This is a genomic window from Sphaerisporangium sp. NPDC051011 (assembly GCF_040653595.1).
In the GTDB taxonomy this organism is placed as follows: Bacteria; Actinomycetota; Actinomycetes; order Streptosporangiales; family Streptosporangiaceae; genus Sphaerisporangium.
Window position 1 is genome coordinate 236,504 of sequence record NZ_JBFAGG010000001.1, and the last position, 17,825, is coordinate 254,328.

The following is a 17,825-nucleotide window of genomic DNA, read 5'->3' on the forward strand; positions in this document are numbered from 1 at the left end:
GACGATCTGGGCCGTCCGGTCAACCGCGACTATGAACATGGCAGCGATTCGGAAACTCGGCCGAAGCGCCGCGGGCGGTCGTCCGGTGTGGGTGTACCTATGTTTCTTCGAACATGCAGCCGCCGTGACACCGGGAGATCGCGTAATGGAAAACAGCCGCTCCATGGCGCGGAGCCAGGTCGCGACGGTGAATCCCGTCGATCCGCCCGGGAGCCTGAACCTCTCCTTTCTCCTCGGCACGGGGCGCTGCGGTTCCACGCTGCTGTACAAGGTGCTGACCCAGCATCCCCTGCTCGGTTTCCCGACCAATCTCGACGATCGGTACGGACGCCTCACGCCACCGCTCCGGCGGCTGGCGGCGGCCATGCACCGGTGGTCGCGGCCGGGCTTCCCGCCGAGACGGGTACGGCCGAGTGAGGCGCAGGCGGCCCTGACCCGGGAGGTGTCGCCGCTGGTCGTCGACCCGTTCCGCGAACTGGTGGCGGCCGACGTCACGCCCTGGCTGGCACGGCGGATGAGCTCGTTCTTCGAGGAGCGGGCCGTGCGCGAGGGGGTGGACCACTACGTGCACAAGTTCACCGGCTGGCCGCGCGCCGGCTTCCTCCTTGAGATCTTCCCTCAGGCTCGCTTCGTGCACATTCTGCGGGACGGGCGGGCGGTCGCCAGCTCGTGGACGCGGATGCCGTGGTGGCGGGGCCATCTCGGCCCCTGCGGCTGGCACTACGGGCCGCTGCCGGACGCGTACGCCGAGGAATGGGACCGCGGTGGGCGGTCGATGATCCATCTGGCCGGGATCGGCTGGAAGATCCTCATGGACGCGTACGAGCGCGCCCGGGCGACCGTTCCCCCCGACCAGTGGCTCGAGATCCGCTACGAGGACCTGGTCGACGATCCGCGCAAGCACATGACCGTGATCCTTGAGTTCCTCGGCCTGCCGTGGACCTCCCGTTTCGACCACGGCTTCGGCCGTCACAGGTTCGAGAGCAGGCAGGTGGACGCCTTCCGCCGCGACCTCACCCCCGCCCAGCTGGCGCTGTTGAACCGTTCTCTCGGCCCGCACCTCGGTGAACGGGGTTACGCGTTCTGACCGCGATATCGGATGTATGCAGGGGGCTCGTGATGCAGACCACAGTGAAAAGGCTCAACAGGAAAATCGAGGTCGCGCGACGGCACGGAGCCGACAACGTCGCCAAGGCCCTCGTGGGAAAGGCGGTGCAGTTCCCCCTGTCGCTCATATTCGGCGGCGACCGATGGCACCTGCGGGGATTTCACACCACCAACTACAAGAAGATGGCGGTCGAGCTCGCCCGGACGGTGCCCGGGCGGCTGGACGTCGTCGCCGAGGTGGGGTGCGGCCTCGGCGAAATCCTCAACCGGGTCCCGGCCGGACGCAGGCTCGGCTTCGACATCGACCGCGGCGTCATCGCCTGGGCCCGGTTCCTGCAGCGGTCGCGCCGGCCGAGGGCGGAGTTCGCCGTGGGCAGCTTCGACGCGCTGATCAAGCACGATGTCCGGGAGATCGACCTTCTGATCGCGATGGGCTGGTTCCATTACATGCCCGACGAGTGGATCGAGCACCAGACGCGCGCGCTGCTCGCCCTCAAGCGGGTCAGGTACGTGATGGTCGACGAGTTCCCCGAGCAGAAGGGCCGGATCGAGCGCATCTTCGACGGCTTCGGCGTCCGGGTGGACAGGCGTCACGACTGGCAGGACGACAAGCACCTGCTGCTCTACCGCTGCGATGTCTGATCCCCGGCCACCGGCCTCCGCGGCGGGGACCGGACGGAGCGACGCCGGGCCGCGGCGGCCCGCCTTCATCATCACGATCGACGTCGAGGAGGACGACGCCTGGAGCGGCTCCGCGACGGGCACGACGCGGAACGCCGCCTTCCTGCCCCGCTTCCAGGCGCTGTGCGACAGGTACGGCCTTCCTCCCACCTATCTGGTCGACTGGACCATGGCCACCAGCCCGGCCTTCCAGGAGTTCGGCCGCGCGGTGCTGGAGCGCGGCCGGGGAGAGCTGGGCATGCACCTGCACGCCTGGACCACGCCTCCGATCCTGCCGTTGACCGGGGCGGACCACCAGTACAAGCCGTTTCTGACGGACTATCCGGAACACGTGATGGCGGCGAAGGTGACGACCGCGACGAGGGTCCTGCAGGACACCTTCCAGATCGCGCCGGTGAGCCACCGTGCCGGGCGGTGGACGCTGGACGAGACCTACGCGCGGATCCTCATCGAGCACGGGTATCTGGCCGACTGCTCGGTGACGCCGCACATCTCCTGGCGCGGCACCTCCGGCGCGCCCGGCGGACGCGGCCCACGGGACTACACGGCATTCCCGGAGGAGCCGTACTTCGTGGACCCGGGAGCGCTGGACAGAGCGGGTGGGTCGCCGCTGCTGGAGGTGCCGATGACCATCGTGCCCCGCCGCTACGGCGCCCTGGCGGAACGCACCCGCGCCCTGCTGTCCCGCAGCGGCCCGGCGCGACGCGTGGCGGGCAGGCTCTGGCCGGCGACGACCTGGATGCGCCCGAACGGCAGAAACCGCCGCGAGATGATCGAACTCGCCCGGCGCGCGCTGCACTCCGGGCACGATCACGTCGAGTTCATGCTGCACTCCTCGGAGCTGATGCCGGGCGGCAGCCCGTACTTCCGGACCTTCCGGAGCGTCGAGGCGCTCTACGACGACATCGAGTCGCTCTTCGCGTTCGCCGCCGGCGCGTTCGAGGGGCTGACCCTCGCCGGATACCGGACCCGGTTCGCCGCGAACGCGGGGCGGCCGCCGGAATCCGCGGCCGGGCCGCGACGGACCACATAGACCGCATAAAGGACAGAGGGAGACACCGTGCGCCCCGTGCACGTCTGCGAAGTGATCAAATCGCTCGCCAGGGTGGGCGGTGCCGAGGTCCTGCTCACCCGGCGGCTGTGCGCGGCTCCCCCGGGCAGGCGCTACACCGTCGTGTGCCTGGAGGCCACCCCAACGCTCTTCCTGGAGCGGCTCCGGCGGCACGGCGTGGCCGTCGTCGACCTCACCTCCTGCCCCCGCCCGCTCAGGATGGCCCGGCTGGCGGCCGTGGTGCGGCGGCTGCGCCCGGACGTGCTCAACGTCCACTCCCCCCTGCCCGCGTCGGTCCTCCGGCCGGCCTCCCTCCTGTGGCGCCACCGGCCGATGCTGGTGTCCACCGTGCACAGCGTCCGGTTCCGCCTACCGACCCTGCTCCTCGACCGCGCCACCGGGTGGCTGGACCACCACACCGTGGCCGTCTCCCCCGAGGTCGCGCGGAGCGTGACGACCCTGGGCGCGCGCCGCCTGTCGACCCGCGTGCACGGTGTCGACGTGGCGGAGCAGCGCCGCTGGGCGGCGGAGGCGGCGCTGATCAGGAAGGAGTGGGACGTGCCCGAAGACGCCTTCCTGATCGTGCACGCCGGCAACTTCCGGGCCGTCAAGAACCACGGCTTCCTCATCGAGGCGGCGGCCGAGCTGGCGGCCTCGGGGGAGACGCGCGCGACGTTCCTGCTCGCCGGATCGGGCCCGCTGTTCGCCGAGACGGCGCGGCGCGTCGCCGATCTGCGGCTCCCCCGTGTGCGCCTTCTCGGCCACGTGCCGGACGCCGCGCGCCTCATCGCCGCCGCCGACCTGCTGGTGCTCTGCTCCACCTACGAAGGGCTGCCGGTCGTCGTCATGGAGGCGCTCGCCGCGGGCGTTCCCGTGGTGTCCACCCGCGTCGGCGGCATCCCGGACCTCGTCGAGTCCGGCCGCAACGGCCTGCTCGTCCCGCCGGGCGATCCCAAGGCGTTCGCGGAGGCGATCCTGCGGGCGATGCGGCCGGACGTGCACGCCCGCTTGCGCGAAGGCGCGCGCGAGAGCGCGGGGACGCTCGACATCGGGGAGACCGCGAAGTGGTTCGACCGGCTGTACGACGAGGCGCCGCGCCGATCTCAGGTCAAGCCCGCCGGCTGAGCGGCCCGCTCCATCTCCGGCGGGGCCTGCTCCTCAGGAGGCGTCCGCGTCCACGCGAGCGCGCACAGCAGGCTCGTCACCATGACCAGGGGCATCCGCTGGCGGGCGATCAGCCCGATGTTGGCCATCGTGGTGGCGTAGACGAGGGCGCCGGGGATGACGAAGAGCAGGAGGATCAGCAGCATCCTGCGGTCGCCGCGCCACAGCCGGCGGGCGCCGGCCACCCCGAAGAAGAGCAGCACGTACCACACGCACGTGTCGATCTTGCCCAGTTGCAGCGCCAGGCTGCCGGGCGTCCACGGGAACGGGGACAGCAGCGTGTAGACCAGCTTGGGGCCGAGCGCGCCCCACGCGAGGCCACCGTCGTCGAAGGCGATGCCCGACCCGTGCCGCCACCCCGACAGGCCGGCGTTGGAGTTCTGCGCGGCCGGCGACTGGGCGTACTCCAGCTGGTTCCGCATCGCCTCGACCGGTTCGCTCTGCATCACGAATTCGAACTGGAACAACACGACCATCGCCAGGGCGGTGAGGACGACCAGGCTCCGCACCGAGACGACGTGCTTCAGCCCGCTGATCCCGAGGGCCAGCGGGAGCACGCACATGAAGGCCATGTAGGGGCGGACGTTCCACAGCGCCCACAGGAGCGGCGCGAGCATGAGCAGCCTGCCGAGGCTGAATCGCCGCGTGAGCGAGACCCCGACGGCCAGGGAGGCCACCACGAGCAGCGCGTTCAGGCCGTCCTTGTAGGTGTCGGAGGTGTGCAGCAGGAAGGCCGGCATGAAGGCCACCACGACGAGCAACCAGAACGCGGCCCGCTCGTCCGCGCCGAGTATCCTCGCGAACCTGTACATGACCACGCACAGCACACAGGCCATCAGGGCCATGAGCGCCGCGGAGGCCAGCGGGGCGGGGCCGTCGCAGATGTATCTGATCAAGGCCAGCAGGTTGCAGTGGAGCGCGGCCCCGTAGAGCCGCCCGGCGCCGCTGACCGTGACGTACGAGATGCCGTCCCGCCTCCACTGGTCGGCGATCTCCTGTGCCCACAGGTCGTACACGACGTTGTCGCCGCCGTAGTCGAAGAGAGCGCCTCCCCTCAGCGACACGTGGGCGGCCAGGCGGGCCATGAAGGCGACCAGCAGTACCGGCAGCACCCGCTTCGCCGCCGTCGCGTCCAGACCGGCGCGGACGGCCAGGACCAGCGTCGCCGTGATCGCGACGACGATGAGAAATTCCATGAGGACCGGCTCCCCCCGCGCGGTTCGAGATCACACCCGGGGCCGACGGTCGCGGAACGCCCTGGATGGAGGCACTTCGCACGACGCTAGTGCCGGAGCGAGGCAAGAGATCGCCGCGGTCGCCTCGCCTGGTACGACGATGACCCGCACCGTGCGGACTTTTTCCCCGCCCCGGCGGCCTTCGCGGACCCCGAACGGCTATTTCCCCTTCAATCCACAACTGTGCCACCGCCGGGTCATACGGCGGACAAATACGAAAACCACTGGGACGGATACTCCATCGAGCGGATCACACCCGCTCCGCCACAAAACGGCCATGAGTGGGTACCGAATAAGGAAACACTTTTGCGGCAACCGCGACGGTGCGGCGAACGGAATAAATGGCGAGCTAGCTTCTTCGACGTGACCAGGCCCACCGCCAAGGAGCGCGCGTGAAGTCAGACGACCGGATCCGAGTCATGGAGATAATCGCGCGGTTGAACGTCGGCGGACCGGCGACCCAGATATCCGGGTTGATCGAGCGGCTGAACCGCCGTGAATTCGACCACCGCCTGTACACCGGGTACGTCGAGGAGGACGAGGCCGACCATCTTCGGCTGAGCGGCTTCCCTGGGCACCCGGGCGCCCCTCCGGCCGAAGGCGAGCCGGACGGCCCGGCCGCGCGGGTGCACCGGGTTCACGGGCTCGGCCGGGCGATCAGGCCGTCCGACGACCTTCGCGCCCTGGCCCACCTCGTCGCCGCCATGCGCCGCTTCCGGCCGCACGTCGTGCACACCCGGACGGCCAAGGCGGGGGCCCTCGGCCGTCTCGCCTCCCTGTTGTCGGGGGTCGGTTCGGCCCGGGTGCACACCTTCCACGGTCACCTGCTCGACGGGTACTTCACCGGGGTCAAGCGCGCGGCGTACGTGCGTTCCGAGCGCCTGCTGGCCTCGGTGTCGCACCGGCTGGTCACGGTCGGGGACCGCGTCCGCGAGGACCTTCTGGCCGCCGGGATCGGCACGCCGGGCCAGTACGTCGTCATCCCCCCTGGTGTCGGCGTCCGCGCGCTGCCGGCCCGTGAGGAGGCCCGGCGGGCCCTGAACCTCCCCCAGGACGCGCCCGTCGTGGCCTTCGTGGGGCGGCTGACCAAGGTGAAGCGGCCCGACCGCCTGCTCGCCACGGCACACGCCGTCCTCGGGTGGATCCCCGGCTGCCGGTTCGTCGTCTGCGGCGGTGGCGAGCTCCGCGAGGAGGTCGAGCTCGCCGCGGCGCGGCTTCCCGCGCCGGTCGTGTTCACCGGCTGGCGCGGCGACACCGGGACGGTCTACGCGGCCGCGGACGTCGTCCTGCTCACCTCGGACAACGAGGGCACGCCGCTCACCCTCATCGAGGCCGGCATGGCCGGCGTGCCGGTCGTGTCGACCCGCGTGGGCAGCGTCGGGGAGGTGGTGCTGGACGGCCGTACCGGTCTGCTCGCCGGCCGTGACCCCGCCGAGCTGGCGGGCCACGTCGTGCGGCTGCTCACCGATCCCGGGCTCGCCCGGACGATGGGCGAGTCCGCCCGCCGGTGGACCACCTCGGCCTTTCCCACCGAACGCCTGGTCTCCGACACCGAGGACCTTTACCGGTCGGTCGCCCGCGGCCGCCGGCCAGAAACCACGGAGGTAGACAGATGAGAGTGCTCGTGACCGGCGGGGCCGGGTTCATCGGCGCGAACCTGTGCCGGGCGCTGGCCGCCCGGCCCGACGTCGAGCGGATCACGGTCCTGGACGACCTCAGCGGCGGGGACCTCGTCAACCTCGCCGGGGTCGACGCCGAGTTCGTGCTGGGCAGCGTCCTGGACCGGCCGCTGCTGGCCGAACTCGTCGCCGGCGCCACGACGGTGATCCACCTCGCGGCCTTGCCGTCCGTGCCCCGGTCCCTGAAGGATCCGATGACCTCGCACGCCGTCAACGCCACCGGCACCGTGAACGTGCTGGAGGCGTGCCGGCGCACCAGGCCGCACGTGATCGTCGCCTCGTCGTCCTCGGTGTACGGGGACAGCCCGGAGGCGTTCAAGCACGAGGACCTGCCCACCCGGCCGCTCAGCCCCTACGGCGCCGGGAAGCTCGCCGCCGAGAGCTACACGCTGGCCTACGGGCAGAGCTACGACCTGCGGGTGCTGGCGTTCCGGTTCTTCAACGTCTACGGGCCGCTGCAACCGGCCGACCACGCCTACGCGGCCGTCGTGCCGGCGTTCGTCTCGGCGGCCCTGCGCGGCGAGCCGATCCCCATCTACGGCGACGGCACGCAGGCCCGGGACTTCACGTACGTCGAATCCGTGACGGGAGTGCTGGCCGACGCGGCGGCCCGGCGCGTGACCAGCCCCGTGCCGGTCAATCTCGCGTTCGGCACGCGCGTCTCCCTCCTGGAACTGAAGCACACGCTCGCGACCGTGCTCGGACGTCCCGTCGAGGCCACCTTCCTGCCACCCCGGACCGGCGACATCCGCGACTCGCGATCCTCTCCCCGGCTGCTCGGAGAACTGTTCCCGGACCTGCCGCCCGTCCCGCTGGAGGAAGGGCTCCGCCGGACGGTGGCCTGGTTCCAGACGTTCCTGCGCCCGGTGACGGGCCACGAGATCAACGCGGCCATCTGATGGAACACGGCCACCGCATCGACCACCAAGCACGTCCTCGCACGCTCACAGGAGAAGCCGTGAACGACTCGCCAGGGAAGACCTATCTGATAACCGGCGGGAGCGGGTTCATCGGATCCCATCTGACCGATTCCCTGCTCGCCCGGGGTGACTCCGTGTTCATCCTGGACAACCTGTCGACCGGGCGCCTCGCCAACATCGAACACGTCATCGGCCATCCGCGCCTCCGGTTCGTCCAGGGGTCGGTGCTGGACGAGCTGATCGTCGACGAGCTGGTGCACCGGTGCGACGTCGTCGTCCACCTCGCCGCGGCGGTCGGCGTGAAACTGATCGTCGAGCATCCGCTGCGGTCGCTGACGACCAACATCCGCGGGTCCGAGATCGTCATCGAGGCGGCGCACCGTTACCGCCGGAAGATCATGATCACCAGCACGAGCGAGATCTACGGGAAGAACTCCGGCGGCCCGCTCTCGGAGCTCTCCGACCGCGTGCTCGGCAGCCCGGCGGTGGTCAGGTGGGCCTACAGCACGGCCAAGGCGGTCGACGAGATCCTCGCCAACGCCTACCACAAGGAACGCGACCTGCCGACCGTCATCGTGCGGCTGTTCAACACGGTCGGGCCGCGGCAGAGCCCCGCCTACGGGATGGTCATCCCGCGCCTCATCCGGCAGGCGCTCGGCGGCACGCCGCTCACCGTCTTCGGGGACGGCACGCAGACCCGGTGCTTCGCCCATGTGGGGGACGTGGTGGTCGCGCTGCAGGAGCTGCTGGACCGCGAGGAGGCGATCGGCGAGACGTTCAACGTCGGCGCCTCGCACGAGGTCACCATCCTGGAACTGGCCAAGATGATCATCGAGCTGACCGGGACGACCAGCGGGATCGACAACATCCCGTACGCCGAGGCGTACGAGACGGGCTTCGAGGACATGACCCGCCGGGTTCCCGACACGGCGAAGCTGCACGCCCTCACCGGATGGACGCCGCGGCGCTCACTCCTCGACATCCTGCGGGAGACCATCGTCGAGGCCCGCGGCGAGCTGGTGACGTCGCTGAGATGAACGCGTTGACCATCCTCGTGACCGGGCTCGCCGGTTTCCTGCTCACCACGCTCGCGACGGGGCCGCTCGGCCGGCTCGCGACGCGCTGGGGACTCACCGACCGCCCGGGCGGATACAAGGCGCACGCCCGCCCGATCCCCTATCTCGGGGGAGTCGCGATCATGCTGGGCACCATCGCTCCCGTGATCGTCATCGTCGGCCTGAACGATTTCACGCTGGCCATGGTGATCTGCGCCGCCGTGGCGGTGGCGCTGCTCGGCCTGATCGACGACATCGCGCCGCTCTCCCCCCTCACCCGGCTCGGCGTCGAGTCGGTGGCGGCGGGCGGGGTCGTGCTGAGCGGGATCCAGGCCCCCGTCACGGGCGGCTGGCTGGACGTCCCTCTGACGATCCTGTGGATCGTCCTGATCACGAACTCGTTCAATCTGCTGGACAACCAGGACGGCGCGCTCGGCGCCATCACGACGGCGGGGGCGGCCATGCTCGCCGTCACGGCCTTCGCCGCCGGCCGGCCGATGATCGGCATGCTGCTGACCGCGCTCTGCTGCGCCGGACTGGGATTCCTGCTGCACAACTGGGCGCCGGCCAGGGTGTTCATGGGCGACTCCGGCTCGCTGTTCATCGGCTTCGTCCTCGCCTGCTCGGCCACGGCGGTGGTGACGGACCACGGCCTCGACCAGGTGATCGGCAGTCTGCTCCTGCCCACCTTCGTCGCCACGATCGACACCGGGGTGGTCCTGCTGTCCCGGGCGCGCGCCGGACGTCCCTTGCTGCTCGGCGGCACCGACCACCTGTCCCACCGCCTCAACGCGCTCGGCTTCGGCGTCCGGCTCACGGCCGTCGTCCTGGCCGGCGCCGCGGCCGTGTCGGGCGCGCTCAACCTGGCGATGACGCTGAATCTCACCTCGCCCCTCGTCACCACGGTCGCCGCCGTCGCCGCGGCCATCGTGCTCATCGGAATCCTGCAGAAAGCGCACAGCCCGGTGCCGGGCCACGCCGGCGAACCTGCCGTCAGCATCACTGAAAGGCGTTAATCAGGTGCAAGGTCTCTACTACCTCCGGCTCATGCGCGCGCACTGGGCGGTCATCGCGCTGACGCTGATCGTCTCCGCCGCCGCGGCCATGGCCATCACCGCCAACACGCCGCCGAAGTACGAGGCACAGATCAGCATGCTGGTGACGGGGTACGACAAGGAGGGCAGTCTGGCCACCGCCATCCAGGCGGGCGCGCTCTCCCAGCAGCGGGTGCAGTCGTACGCGAACCTCGTGCCCAGCCGGCGGGTGGTCGGCCAGATCACGAGCCCGGACGACGTCGGGCGCGTCCAGGCCGCCGTCAAGGCCGAGGCCATTCCCATGACCACCCTGATCAGGGTCACGGTCACCGACAAGGATCCCACCCGCGCGGCACTGCTGGCCAACAAGCTGGGCGTGGCGTTCCCTCGGGTGATCGGCCAGCTCGAGCGCCCCAGCCGGTCGAGCCCTTCCACGGTCAAGGTGACGGTGGTGGACCAGGCGAGCGTCCCGGTGAGACCGATCAGCCCGCGCCCGCTGACCAACCTCGTCATCGCGGAGCTGATCGCGCTGATCGTCGTCTTCGGGGCGCTGGTGCTGCGCGATCGCATGGACACGACCATCAAGACGGCCGAGACGCTGCAGGCCGTGTCGAAGAGCCCGACCATCGGGATGATCGGGCGCGAACGTGACGCGCAGCGGCATCCCCTGATCCTCCGCGACCGCGGCAGATCGTCCAGGGCCGAGGCGTTCCGGGCGATGCGCACGAATCTGCAGTTCATCAGCGTCGACCGGCGGCCGCGATCGCTGGTGATCACCAGCTGCCTCGCCGGGGAGGGGAAGACCTCGATCGCCGTCAACCTCGCCATCGTGCTCGCCCAGGCCGACTGGCGGGTCATGATCGTGGACGCCGACCTGCGCCGTCCTCGCGTCGCCGACCACCTCGGCCTCGAAGGGGCGGCGGGACTCACCGACGTGCTCATCGGCTCGGCGTCGCTGGAGGACGTGGCCCAGACCTGGGGACCGCCTTCCCTCACCGTGCTGACGAGCGGTCAGATCCCGCCGAACCCCAGTGAGCTGCTCAACTCCCAGGGGATGTGCAAGCTGCTCGGCACGCTCACCGAAAAGTACGACATCGTCATCATCGACACTCCCCCGCTCCTGCCGGTGACCGACGGAGCCTCGCTGGCCGCGGTCTGTGACAGCACGCTGCTCATCGCCCGGCACGGCAAGACGCGCGCGGGGCACATCGCGCGCGCGACCGAGATGCTGTCGTCCATCAACGCGCGCGTCGTCGGAACCGTGCTGAACTTCGTGCCGACCAAGGCCGACGGCTCGTACGGCTACGAGGACAAGTATGAGCCGGATGACGGCGCTCAGCGGATGCCGGTCGAGGTCGGCGCGGCCCCGGCGGTCAGCGTCGCGAGCGGGGCCGACAGGCCGGCGACGATCAGCCGGGCGGCCGACCTGTAGGCGAGCATCGAGCCGCCGAACGGGTCGGGGACGTCAGGGTCCTCCACCCGGACCAGCCCGCGCAGCGGCCGCGCCCGGGCGAGGAGGGCGTGTGCCCGCCGCGCCGGGTCCCCCGCCTGGGCTATCTCCACCGCTGACCGGGGCCGCGCGAGCACGGCCCCGGTCAGCGCGCCGAACTCGACGATGGTGAAGACCCGGCCGGCGATCCGCGGACGGCCCTGCACCACGAGGCCGCGATGCGCGGTGGTGGCGGTCAGGATCAGGTCGGCCTCCTCCACCATCCGCGAGGTCAGCCGGCGCGAGGCGAACCCCGAGGGATCGCCGCCCAGCTTCTCCAGCACGCGCGCCGCCCTGCGCGTCATCGGCCGTCCGGAGACGGCGCGCACGCCGGCGCTCTCCACGACGACGGGCGAGCACGCGCCCAGCGCGGCACGGGTGTACCGCTCGGCGATGGCGGAGCGGCAGATGTTGCCGGTACAGACGAACAGCAGGCGGAACCGTCCCTCATGTGGCGCGATACCGCCCGGATCAGGGCGGGCAGCCATTCCGGTCCTGGGTGATCCGGGTGTCCTGCGGACGGGCCAGGGGCTGCACCGGGATCACGGGGGACGCCCCGGAACCCGGTTCCACGAGGTCGAGTTCCCATGTCCTGGACTGCCCGGGGGCCAGTTCCAGGAGGGTGGAGTAGACCGGGTGGGACCTCTCGGCCTCCTTGATGGCCGTGACGGGGCGGCCGTCCAGGCGGGCCCCGGTGAGCTCGGTGCCGAGCCCGGCGTACAGCGACACCCACAGCAGGTTGGACCCGGGCACGTGGGGAATCCCGGGGCTGTCCAGCCTGCCGGTGACGTAGGAGGGCAGCGCGACGCGGGGCACGTCGTTGGTGAGCCGGATCCGCACGCGCGTCTGCCGCCGGCCGCCCCGGCAGGGGCCCAGCGTGTACTGCAGGGAGCGGTTCAGGTAGTAGTCCAGCTTGCCACCGGCCGAGTTGTTGACCACCAGCCCGGCGTACGGTCCCGGCAGGCGCGGCAGCACACCGCCGAGCGCGGTGGCGGACAGGCGCCGCTGCTCGGCGTCGCGGCGGCTCCATATCTGGAGCCTGCGCTCCTCGGCCATGGGCTTGAGCACGGGCAGCACGTGGGAGGGTCCGGGGAAGGACTTGGGCAGCGCCTCGCCGACGGCCGTGGCGATCGCGATGAGGAATCGCTTGCGCCTCACCGGGTCGGGATAGCGGGCGTAGGCCGCGCGCTCGGTCAGGTCGACGACGTTGGAGGTGGTCACCTGCTCCCCGCCCGGGAGGGTGACCGGCCCGACCAGGCCTAGCACGTAGGACAGACCCACCGGGTCGATCGCGATGGCGCCGTCCAGCCGCCGGCCGGTCTGGCGCTCCCACATCGCGGTCCAGGTCTTGGCGGCGTAGGGGAAGTGCGGGGAGAGATTGGAGACCGAGAGGAGCCGGGCCGCGCCGTCGCCGTACCGCGCGCGGAACGCCAGGCCGTGGTCGGTGACGGGGCGGGCGCTGGAGCTCAGGTCGTTGTCGGCGGCCAGCCGCGTGACGCGGACACGGCCCCGGTCGGCGGAAAGGATGCCGAAGGCGCCGACGAGGCCGCCGGTCCCCCGTGACTCCGCGTTGGTCTGGAAGGCCAGGAAGTAGCGGCGCGGGCCGTCATCGCCCAGCATCGGAGGGATCAGGTCCGCGGCGGTCGCCGCACCGCCGACCCAGCCGCGCAGCCGGTCCAGCTCGTACAGGACCTTGCTCCGCGTCTCGTCCACGGAGGCCACCCGGGTGCGCGCGGGGGTGGCCGCCAAACGGTCCCGCGCCCGCGTGAGCCGGGCGGCGGCTCCGTGCAGAACCGGAGCCGCCCCCCTGAGACCGGCCAGGAGCCGGTGAACGTCGTCCGCGGAACCGGACTCGGCCGTGAGGATGGACGTGCCGACCCCCTGAAGGCCGGTCAGCACGCCGGTGATCTCGGCCGCCGACTCGGCCAGCCCCCGCACGGTCATGGCGCCGTCACCCATCACGGGCAGGTGGGTGAGCAGCGACCAGTCCGCCCCGCCGGTGAGGCGCCGCGCCTCGGCCGCGTGGCGGTGGGCGTCGGCGAGCGTGACGGCCACCCGGTCGAGATCGCGGGCGCTCATCACCGCGCGCAGGTGCATCAGGGCGTCCCTGGTCGCCTGCAGGTGGTCGCGCACGCTGAGCCCGACATACGCCGACCAGCCCCCGTACGACGCCACGACGAGCACCGGCACGAGGGAGCCGGCGACGAGCCGCCGGCGCCGTCTAGCGTGCACCAGTGGATCGGCGGCGCCGCACGGAGATCAGGACACCGGCGGCTCCGGCGACCAGCAGGGCGCCACCGACCCCTGCCAGCGCGGTCACGGGCGCTCCCGTGAACGGGAGCTGCTTTCCGGCGTGCTGCCCGCCCGCGGGCTTCTCACCGGCAGGCTGGTGACCACCGGCCGCGGGCGCTTCCGCACCCCCGCCTCCGGGACCGCCGTGCCCGCCGTCGTGGCCGACATGGCCATGGTGGTCCGAGTGGTCACCGCCTCCGCCGCCGTCGTCGGCGTTCTCCAGGTGGAGCAGCTTGTCGGCCTTGATGATCTCCTGATCACCATCTGAATCGTGGTGGTTCCTGTCGGCCACCGTGGCGACATGATCGGCATGGTCATCGTGCTTGGCGTCGGGCTCGTTCGTCACGGCGTCGTCGTGCTCCTTGCCGTCCTCGTCATGGCCGTGCTCCTCGCCGTCCTCGTCGTGATGGTGGTGGTGGCACTTCTTGCATTCGCTGGCGTCGCGGGTGACGATGTTGCTCGCCGCCGACTCGTTACCCTGGGCGTCCCGCGCCCTCACGAAATACGAGACGGTGTCGCAGCACCGGCGCTTGTCGAGGTATGTCAGGACATTGCCGGGCACCGTGGCGATCAGGTGGAACGACGGGTCGCCGGCGTAGATGTCGTAGGCGACCACGCCAGGGCGCGGCGGGTAGCCGTCCTCGGGCGGGTCCCACTTCAGCTTGATGAGTTTCTTGGTGATCTGGAAAAGTCTCAGGTTCCTCGGCGCGTTCGGCTGCCGGATCTCAAGGCGGAAGGGCTCCGCGCGCACGACAGGCGTCGAAGCGGTCGGCCCGGTCGGCGCGCTCGCGGCCACCGCCGCGGCGCCCGTTCCCGACCCCATGGCACCGGCCAGGGCCAATGCCAAGAACGTAGGTATAGTGCGTTTCCCAGCCATTCAGGACTCTCCGATGGGCGCGGTTCCGGCTGCGGGAGACATCGCCCGTAAGCCGAGCGGGATGTCGACGCAACCGTTCTACGCACTCAAGCGGAAAGGCGGACACCCGGCGCACCGCTTTTGCGGAACCATCACATGCCATTCCTCCTTCCTTGACCGCGAAAAGCCGTGAAACGCGAAAAAGCCCCCGCCGTGGGAGGGGTGCACGGCGGGGGCTTCTCGCCCGGAAGGCTGGTTCGCGGGGGCGCGGCGCCGCGAGGGGCGCCGCGCGGGACCTCAGCGGCCGACGTTGACCGGGTGGCCGATGGCCAGACCGCTGTCGGTGTCGAAGAAGTGCAGGTTGTGGGTGTCGACCGCCAGCTCGATGTTCTGACCGGGGCGGACGTGGCTGCGCGCGTTGACACGGGCCGTCCACAGCGACTTGTCGCCGACCAGGGGCAGCGCGGCCTCTTCGTCCTCTCCGGAGTCCTGCGCGGCGACGGTGTCCTTGTGCTCGACCGGCGGGGCGTCGATGAGGAACAGGACGTTGATCTCGCTGCCGAGTTCCTCGGTGACCTCCGCGCGGGTCGGGATGCGGGCCCAGCCGCCGGAGCTGCCGTTGGCGGCCGCGGCGTCCTCGAAGTCGGAGGGGCGGATGCCGAGGATGAGCTTCTTGCCGAGGTACTGGTCCAGGCCGGGCTTCTCGGCGAACGTCGAGTCCGGCACCGGCAGCTTGTAGCCGGCGAAGGCCACGGCGGCGCCGCCGTCGCCGCGCACGAGCTCGGCGTTGACGAAGTTCATGGACGGGGAGCCCATGAAGCCCGCGACGAACAGGTTGACCGGGCTGTCGAACAGGTTCTGCGGGGTGTCGACCTGCTGGAGCAGGCCATCGCGCAGGACGCAGACGCGGTCGCCGAGGGTCATGGCCTCGACCTGGTCGTGGGTGACGTACACCGTGGTGACGCCGAGGCGCTCGTGCAGGGTGTTCAGCGAGGCGCGCATCGACACGCGGAGCTTGGCGTCCAGGTTGGACAGCGGCTCGTCCATGAGGAAGGCCTGCGGCTCGCGGACGATGGCGCGGCCCATGGCGACGCGCTGGCGCTGGCCACCGGACAGGGCGGCGGGCTTGCGCTTGAGGTACTGGTCGAGGCCGAGCATCTTGGCGGCCTCCTGGACGCGCTTGGCGATCTCGGCCTTGGGCATCTTCCGCAGCTTCAGGCCGAAGGCGAGGTTCTCCTCGACCGTCATGTGCGGGTACAGCGCGTAGTTCTGGAAGACCATCGCGATGTCGCGGTCCTTCGGCGGCAGGTGGTTGACCACCCGGTCGCCGATGGAGATCTCGCCGCCGCTGATGTCCTCCAGGCCGGCGACCATGCGCAGCGCCGTGGACTTGCCACATCCCGACGGGCCGACGAGCACCATGAACTCGCCGTCCTTGATCTCCAGATTGAGGCCGTTGACGGCCTTCACCCCGCCGGCGTAGATCTTGTCGACGTTGCGCAGAACGATTGATGCCATGGCAGTCCTTCGTGCGTCCGGGTGCCCGCCGGATGTGGATACGTTTTCATGAATCTCATCTGAACCGGACATCTCTGTCAAGCCCCTGTGAAATATAAGCTCTTCACACTCTTCGGATAGGGCCGCTGCCTGGACGATCGATGAAAACCATGATGGAATCGTTTCCATGAAGATGAGCGAGCAGCGCCGCACGACCATCAAGGACGTCGCCGAGGCGGCGGAGGTCGGAGTCGCGACCGTCTCACGCGTGCTGTCCGGCACCGGCTCGTCGAGTCCGGCGACCCGCGAGAAGGTGCTGGCCGCCGCGGCGCGGCTCGACTACCGCCCGAGCGCGCTCGGGCGCAACCTGCGCCGGCGGCGTACGGGCGGCATCGGCCTGCTCATTCCCGACATCACCGACACCTTCTACGCGCGGCTGGCCGACGGCGTGCTCGCCTGCGCGCAGTCCGCCGGCGAGCCGGTGATGATCGGCACCACCGGCGACGACCCCGAGCGTGAGGCCGAGCTCATCGGTTCACTGATCGAAGAGAGCGTGGAGCGCGTGATCGCGGTGCCGTCCGGCGACGGCGAGATGTGGGGCCCGGCGTTCCGCGCCGGTCTCGACGTGGTCTTCGCCGAACGGCCCGTGCGGGGACGCGAAGACGTCCCCGCCGTCGTCACCGACGACCGTTCGGGCGTGCGCACGGCGGTCGAGTACCTCGCCGCGCTCGGGCACCGCCGCGTCGCCTTCCTGGCGCGCCACGGCCAGGAGCAGCGCGTGCGCGCCTTCCGCGAGGCGATGGGCACGCTCGCTCTGCCCGTCGACGAGGAGCTGATCGTACGGGCGCGCGCGACCCGCGACTCGGCGTACGCGGCCGCGGCCGGCCTGCTGCACCACCGGTCCGACCTGACGGCGGTGCTGGCGGGCGGCAACCTGCTCGGCGAGGCCGCCGTCCTCGCCGCCCGGGAGCTCGACGTCCGCGTGCCGCGCGACGTGTCGATGATCATGTTCGACGACGTGCCCTGGGCGGAGCTGTGCTCGCCACCGCTGACGGTGATCTCCCAGCCCGCCCAGGACATGGGCTACCGCGCGGCCGAGCTCGTCCTGCGCCAGGGCCGCCGCACGCGCGGGGTGACCCTGCCGACCGAGCTGATCGTCCGGGGTAGCTGCGGCCCGCGCCGCTAGCCGATCGCCTTCTCGATGGCGCCGGTCACGGCCGGGTCCTCGGGTTCGGTGCGCGGACGGAAGCGCGCGACCACCGCGCCCTCACGGTCGACCAGGAACTTCTCGAAGTTCCACTGGATGTCGCCGGCCTCGCCCTCGGCGTCCGGCGCCTCCACCAGCTCCGCGTACAGCGGGTGGCGGTTCTCGCCGTTGACCTCGGCCTTCTCCAGCAGGGGGAAGTCGACGCCGTAGTTGGTGGCGCAGAACTCCTGGATCTCGGCCGCCGAACCGGGCTCCTGCCCCATGAACTGGTTGCAGGGCACGCCGACGACCGTGAAGCCGCGGTCGCCGTACCGCTCCTGCAACCGGACGAGGCCGGTGTACTGCGGGGTCAGCCCGCATTTGGACGCCACGTTCACCACGAGGACGGCCTTGTCGCCGGCGAGCCGGCCAAACGTCGTCGGCGCGTCGTCCAGCGTGCGCACCGGAATATCCCTAAGACTCATGAAGCCACCCTAATCAGGCGTCCGCCTCGCGCGCGGCTCGCCGTGTGCGAAACCGCTTCCGTCCTTGCTCCACGGGGCCCTCGCCGCGAAACCT

The 17,825-nt window shown here is 70.8% G+C and carries 16 protein-coding genes; 10 read left to right on the forward strand and 6 right to left on the reverse strand.

Translation table 11 applies throughout. The features are described from left to right. Positions 1–145: 145 nt before the first annotated feature. The 4 genes from AB0H21_RS01045 to AB0H21_RS01060 are packed head-to-tail and all read left to right on the forward strand — an operon-like array spanning position 146 to position 3,964. Positions 146–1,087 (forward strand): sulfotransferase, encoded by a 942-nt coding sequence (locus AB0H21_RS01045; RefSeq protein ID WP_358509657.1) that lies wholly within the window; start codon positions 146–148, stop codon positions 1,085–1,087. Positions 1,088–1,119: 32 nt separating this feature from the next. Then, the gene (locus AB0H21_RS01050; protein ID WP_358509660.1) at positions 1,120–1,749 is read left to right on the forward strand and encodes a class I SAM-dependent methyltransferase; all 630 of its coding nucleotides are present in this window, start codon (positions 1,120–1,122) and stop codon (positions 1,747–1,749) included. Beyond that, positions 1,742–2,821, forward strand: coding sequence for a deacetylase (locus AB0H21_RS01055; protein ID WP_358509663.1), 1,080 nt, complete (start codon positions 1,742–1,744; stop codon positions 2,819–2,821). The genes AB0H21_RS01050 and AB0H21_RS01055 overlap by 8 nt, the downstream gene beginning before the upstream one ends. A gap of 27 nt (positions 2,822–2,848) precedes the next feature. Beyond that, positions 2,849–3,964 carry a glycosyltransferase gene (locus tag AB0H21_RS01060; RefSeq protein ID WP_358509666.1) on the forward strand — a complete coding sequence of 372 codons (1,116 nt, stop codon included), beginning with the start codon at positions 2,849–2,851 and terminating at the stop codon, positions 3,962–3,964. Here the strand turns inward: AB0H21_RS01060 and AB0H21_RS01065 are convergent. Further along, complete coding sequence (locus AB0H21_RS01065; RefSeq protein WP_358509669.1) at positions 3,943–5,199, reverse strand: hypothetical protein; 1,257 nt, start codon at positions 5,197–5,199, stop codon at positions 3,943–3,945. The genes AB0H21_RS01060 and AB0H21_RS01065 overlap by 22 nt on opposite strands. 431 nt (positions 5,200–5,630) lie before the next feature. Between AB0H21_RS01065 and AB0H21_RS01070 the strand changes: the two genes are divergently transcribed. The 5 genes from AB0H21_RS01070 to AB0H21_RS01090 are packed head-to-tail and all read left to right on the forward strand — an operon-like array spanning position 5,631 to position 11,358. Further along, positions 5,631–6,854 carry a glycosyltransferase gene (locus tag AB0H21_RS01070; RefSeq protein ID WP_358509672.1) on the forward strand — a complete coding sequence of 408 codons (1,224 nt, stop codon included), beginning with the start codon at positions 5,631–5,633 and terminating at the stop codon, positions 6,852–6,854. Beyond that, positions 6,851–7,816: an NAD-dependent epimerase/dehydratase family protein gene (locus AB0H21_RS01075; protein WP_358509675.1), complete on the forward strand. Its 966-nt coding sequence runs from the start codon at positions 6,851–6,853 to the stop codon at positions 7,814–7,816. Before AB0H21_RS01070 ends, AB0H21_RS01075 begins: the two co-directional genes overlap by 4 nt. Positions 7,817–7,875: 59 nt before the next feature. Further along, positions 7,876–8,874 (forward strand): GDP-mannose 4,6-dehydratase, encoded by a 999-nt coding sequence (locus tag AB0H21_RS01080; RefSeq protein WP_358509678.1) that lies wholly within the window; start codon positions 7,876–7,878, stop codon positions 8,872–8,874. Further along, positions 8,871–9,908, forward strand: coding sequence for an MraY family glycosyltransferase (locus tag AB0H21_RS01085; protein WP_358509680.1), 1,038 nt, complete (start codon positions 8,871–8,873; stop codon positions 9,906–9,908). Before AB0H21_RS01080 ends, AB0H21_RS01085 begins: the two co-directional genes overlap by 4 nt. Before the next feature lie 4 nt (positions 9,909–9,912). After that, positions 9,913–11,358, forward strand: a complete 1,446-nt coding sequence (locus tag AB0H21_RS01090) for a polysaccharide biosynthesis tyrosine autokinase (RefSeq protein WP_358509683.1) — start codon at positions 9,913–9,915, stop codon at positions 11,356–11,358. Here AB0H21_RS01090 and AB0H21_RS01095 read toward each other — a convergent pair. From AB0H21_RS01095 to ugpC, 4 genes are all read right to left on the reverse strand, one after another. Continuing rightward, positions 11,262–11,903 (reverse strand): hypothetical protein, encoded by a 642-nt coding sequence (locus AB0H21_RS01095; RefSeq protein ID WP_358509686.1) that lies wholly within the window; start codon positions 11,901–11,903, stop codon positions 11,262–11,264. The genes AB0H21_RS01090 and AB0H21_RS01095 overlap by 97 nt on opposite strands. Then, positions 11,887–13,647, reverse strand: coding sequence for a DUF4012 domain-containing protein (locus tag AB0H21_RS01100; RefSeq protein WP_358509689.1), 1,761 nt, complete (start codon positions 13,645–13,647; stop codon positions 11,887–11,889). The genes AB0H21_RS01095 and AB0H21_RS01100 overlap by 17 nt, the downstream gene beginning before the upstream one ends. Continuing rightward, positions 13,637–14,554 carry a hypothetical protein gene (locus AB0H21_RS01105; RefSeq protein ID WP_358509692.1) on the reverse strand — a complete coding sequence of 306 codons (918 nt, stop codon included), beginning with the start codon at positions 14,552–14,554 and terminating at the stop codon, positions 13,637–13,639. Before AB0H21_RS01105 ends, AB0H21_RS01100 begins: the two co-directional genes overlap by 11 nt. A gap of 306 nt (positions 14,555–14,860) precedes the next feature. Beyond that, entirely contained in the window at positions 14,861–16,081 is a 1,221-nt protein-coding gene (gene ugpC, locus AB0H21_RS01110; protein WP_358509695.1) for a sn-glycerol-3-phosphate ABC transporter ATP-binding protein UgpC, read from the reverse strand. Positions 16,082–16,247: 166 nt separating this feature from the next. Here ugpC and AB0H21_RS01115 point away from each other — a divergent pair, with 166 nt between their 5' ends. Further along, positions 16,248–17,246, forward strand: coding sequence for a LacI family DNA-binding transcriptional regulator (locus AB0H21_RS01115; RefSeq protein WP_358509698.1), 999 nt, complete (start codon positions 16,248–16,250; stop codon positions 17,244–17,246). Here AB0H21_RS01115 and AB0H21_RS01120 read toward each other — a convergent pair. Then, a complete protein-coding gene (locus AB0H21_RS01120; RefSeq protein ID WP_358509701.1) occupies positions 17,243–17,731 on the reverse strand; it encodes a glutathione peroxidase in 489 nt (162 codons plus the stop codon). The two genes, AB0H21_RS01115 and AB0H21_RS01120, sit on opposite strands and share 4 nt — an antisense overlap. Between the last annotated feature and the right edge of the window lie 94 nt (positions 17,732–17,825).

Coding starts and splice junctions, on each gene's coding strand:
- AB0H21_RS01120 (WP_358509701.1), bottom strand. CDS start 17,731: ATGAGTCTTAGGGATATTCCGGTGCGCACGCTGGACGACGCGCCGACG.
- AB0H21_RS01085 (WP_358509680.1), top strand. CDS start 8,871: ATGAACGCGTTGACCATCCTCGTGACCGGGCTCGCCGGTTTCCTGCTC.
- AB0H21_RS01055 (WP_358509663.1), top strand. CDS start 1,742: ATGTCTGATCCCCGGCCACCGGCCTCCGCGGCGGGGACCGGACGGAGC.
- AB0H21_RS01095 (WP_358509686.1), bottom strand. CDS start 11,903: ATGGCTGCCCGCCCTGATCCGGGCGGTATCGCGCCACATGAGGGACGG.
- AB0H21_RS01075 (WP_358509675.1), top strand. CDS start 6,851: ATGAGAGTGCTCGTGACCGGCGGGGCCGGGTTCATCGGCGCGAACCTG.
- AB0H21_RS01065 (WP_358509669.1), bottom strand. CDS start 5,199: ATGGAATTTCTCATCGTCGTCGCGATCACGGCGACGCTGGTCCTGGCC.
- AB0H21_RS01115 (WP_358509698.1), top strand. CDS start 16,248: ATGAAGATGAGCGAGCAGCGCCGCACGACCATCAAGGACGTCGCCGAG.
- AB0H21_RS01050 (WP_358509660.1), top strand. CDS start 1,120: ATGCAGACCACAGTGAAAAGGCTCAACAGGAAAATCGAGGTCGCGCGA.
- AB0H21_RS01045 (WP_358509657.1), top strand. CDS start 146: ATGGAAAACAGCCGCTCCATGGCGCGGAGCCAGGTCGCGACGGTGAAT.
- ugpC (WP_358509695.1), bottom strand. CDS start 16,081: ATGGCATCAATCGTTCTGCGCAACGTCGACAAGATCTACGCCGGCGGG.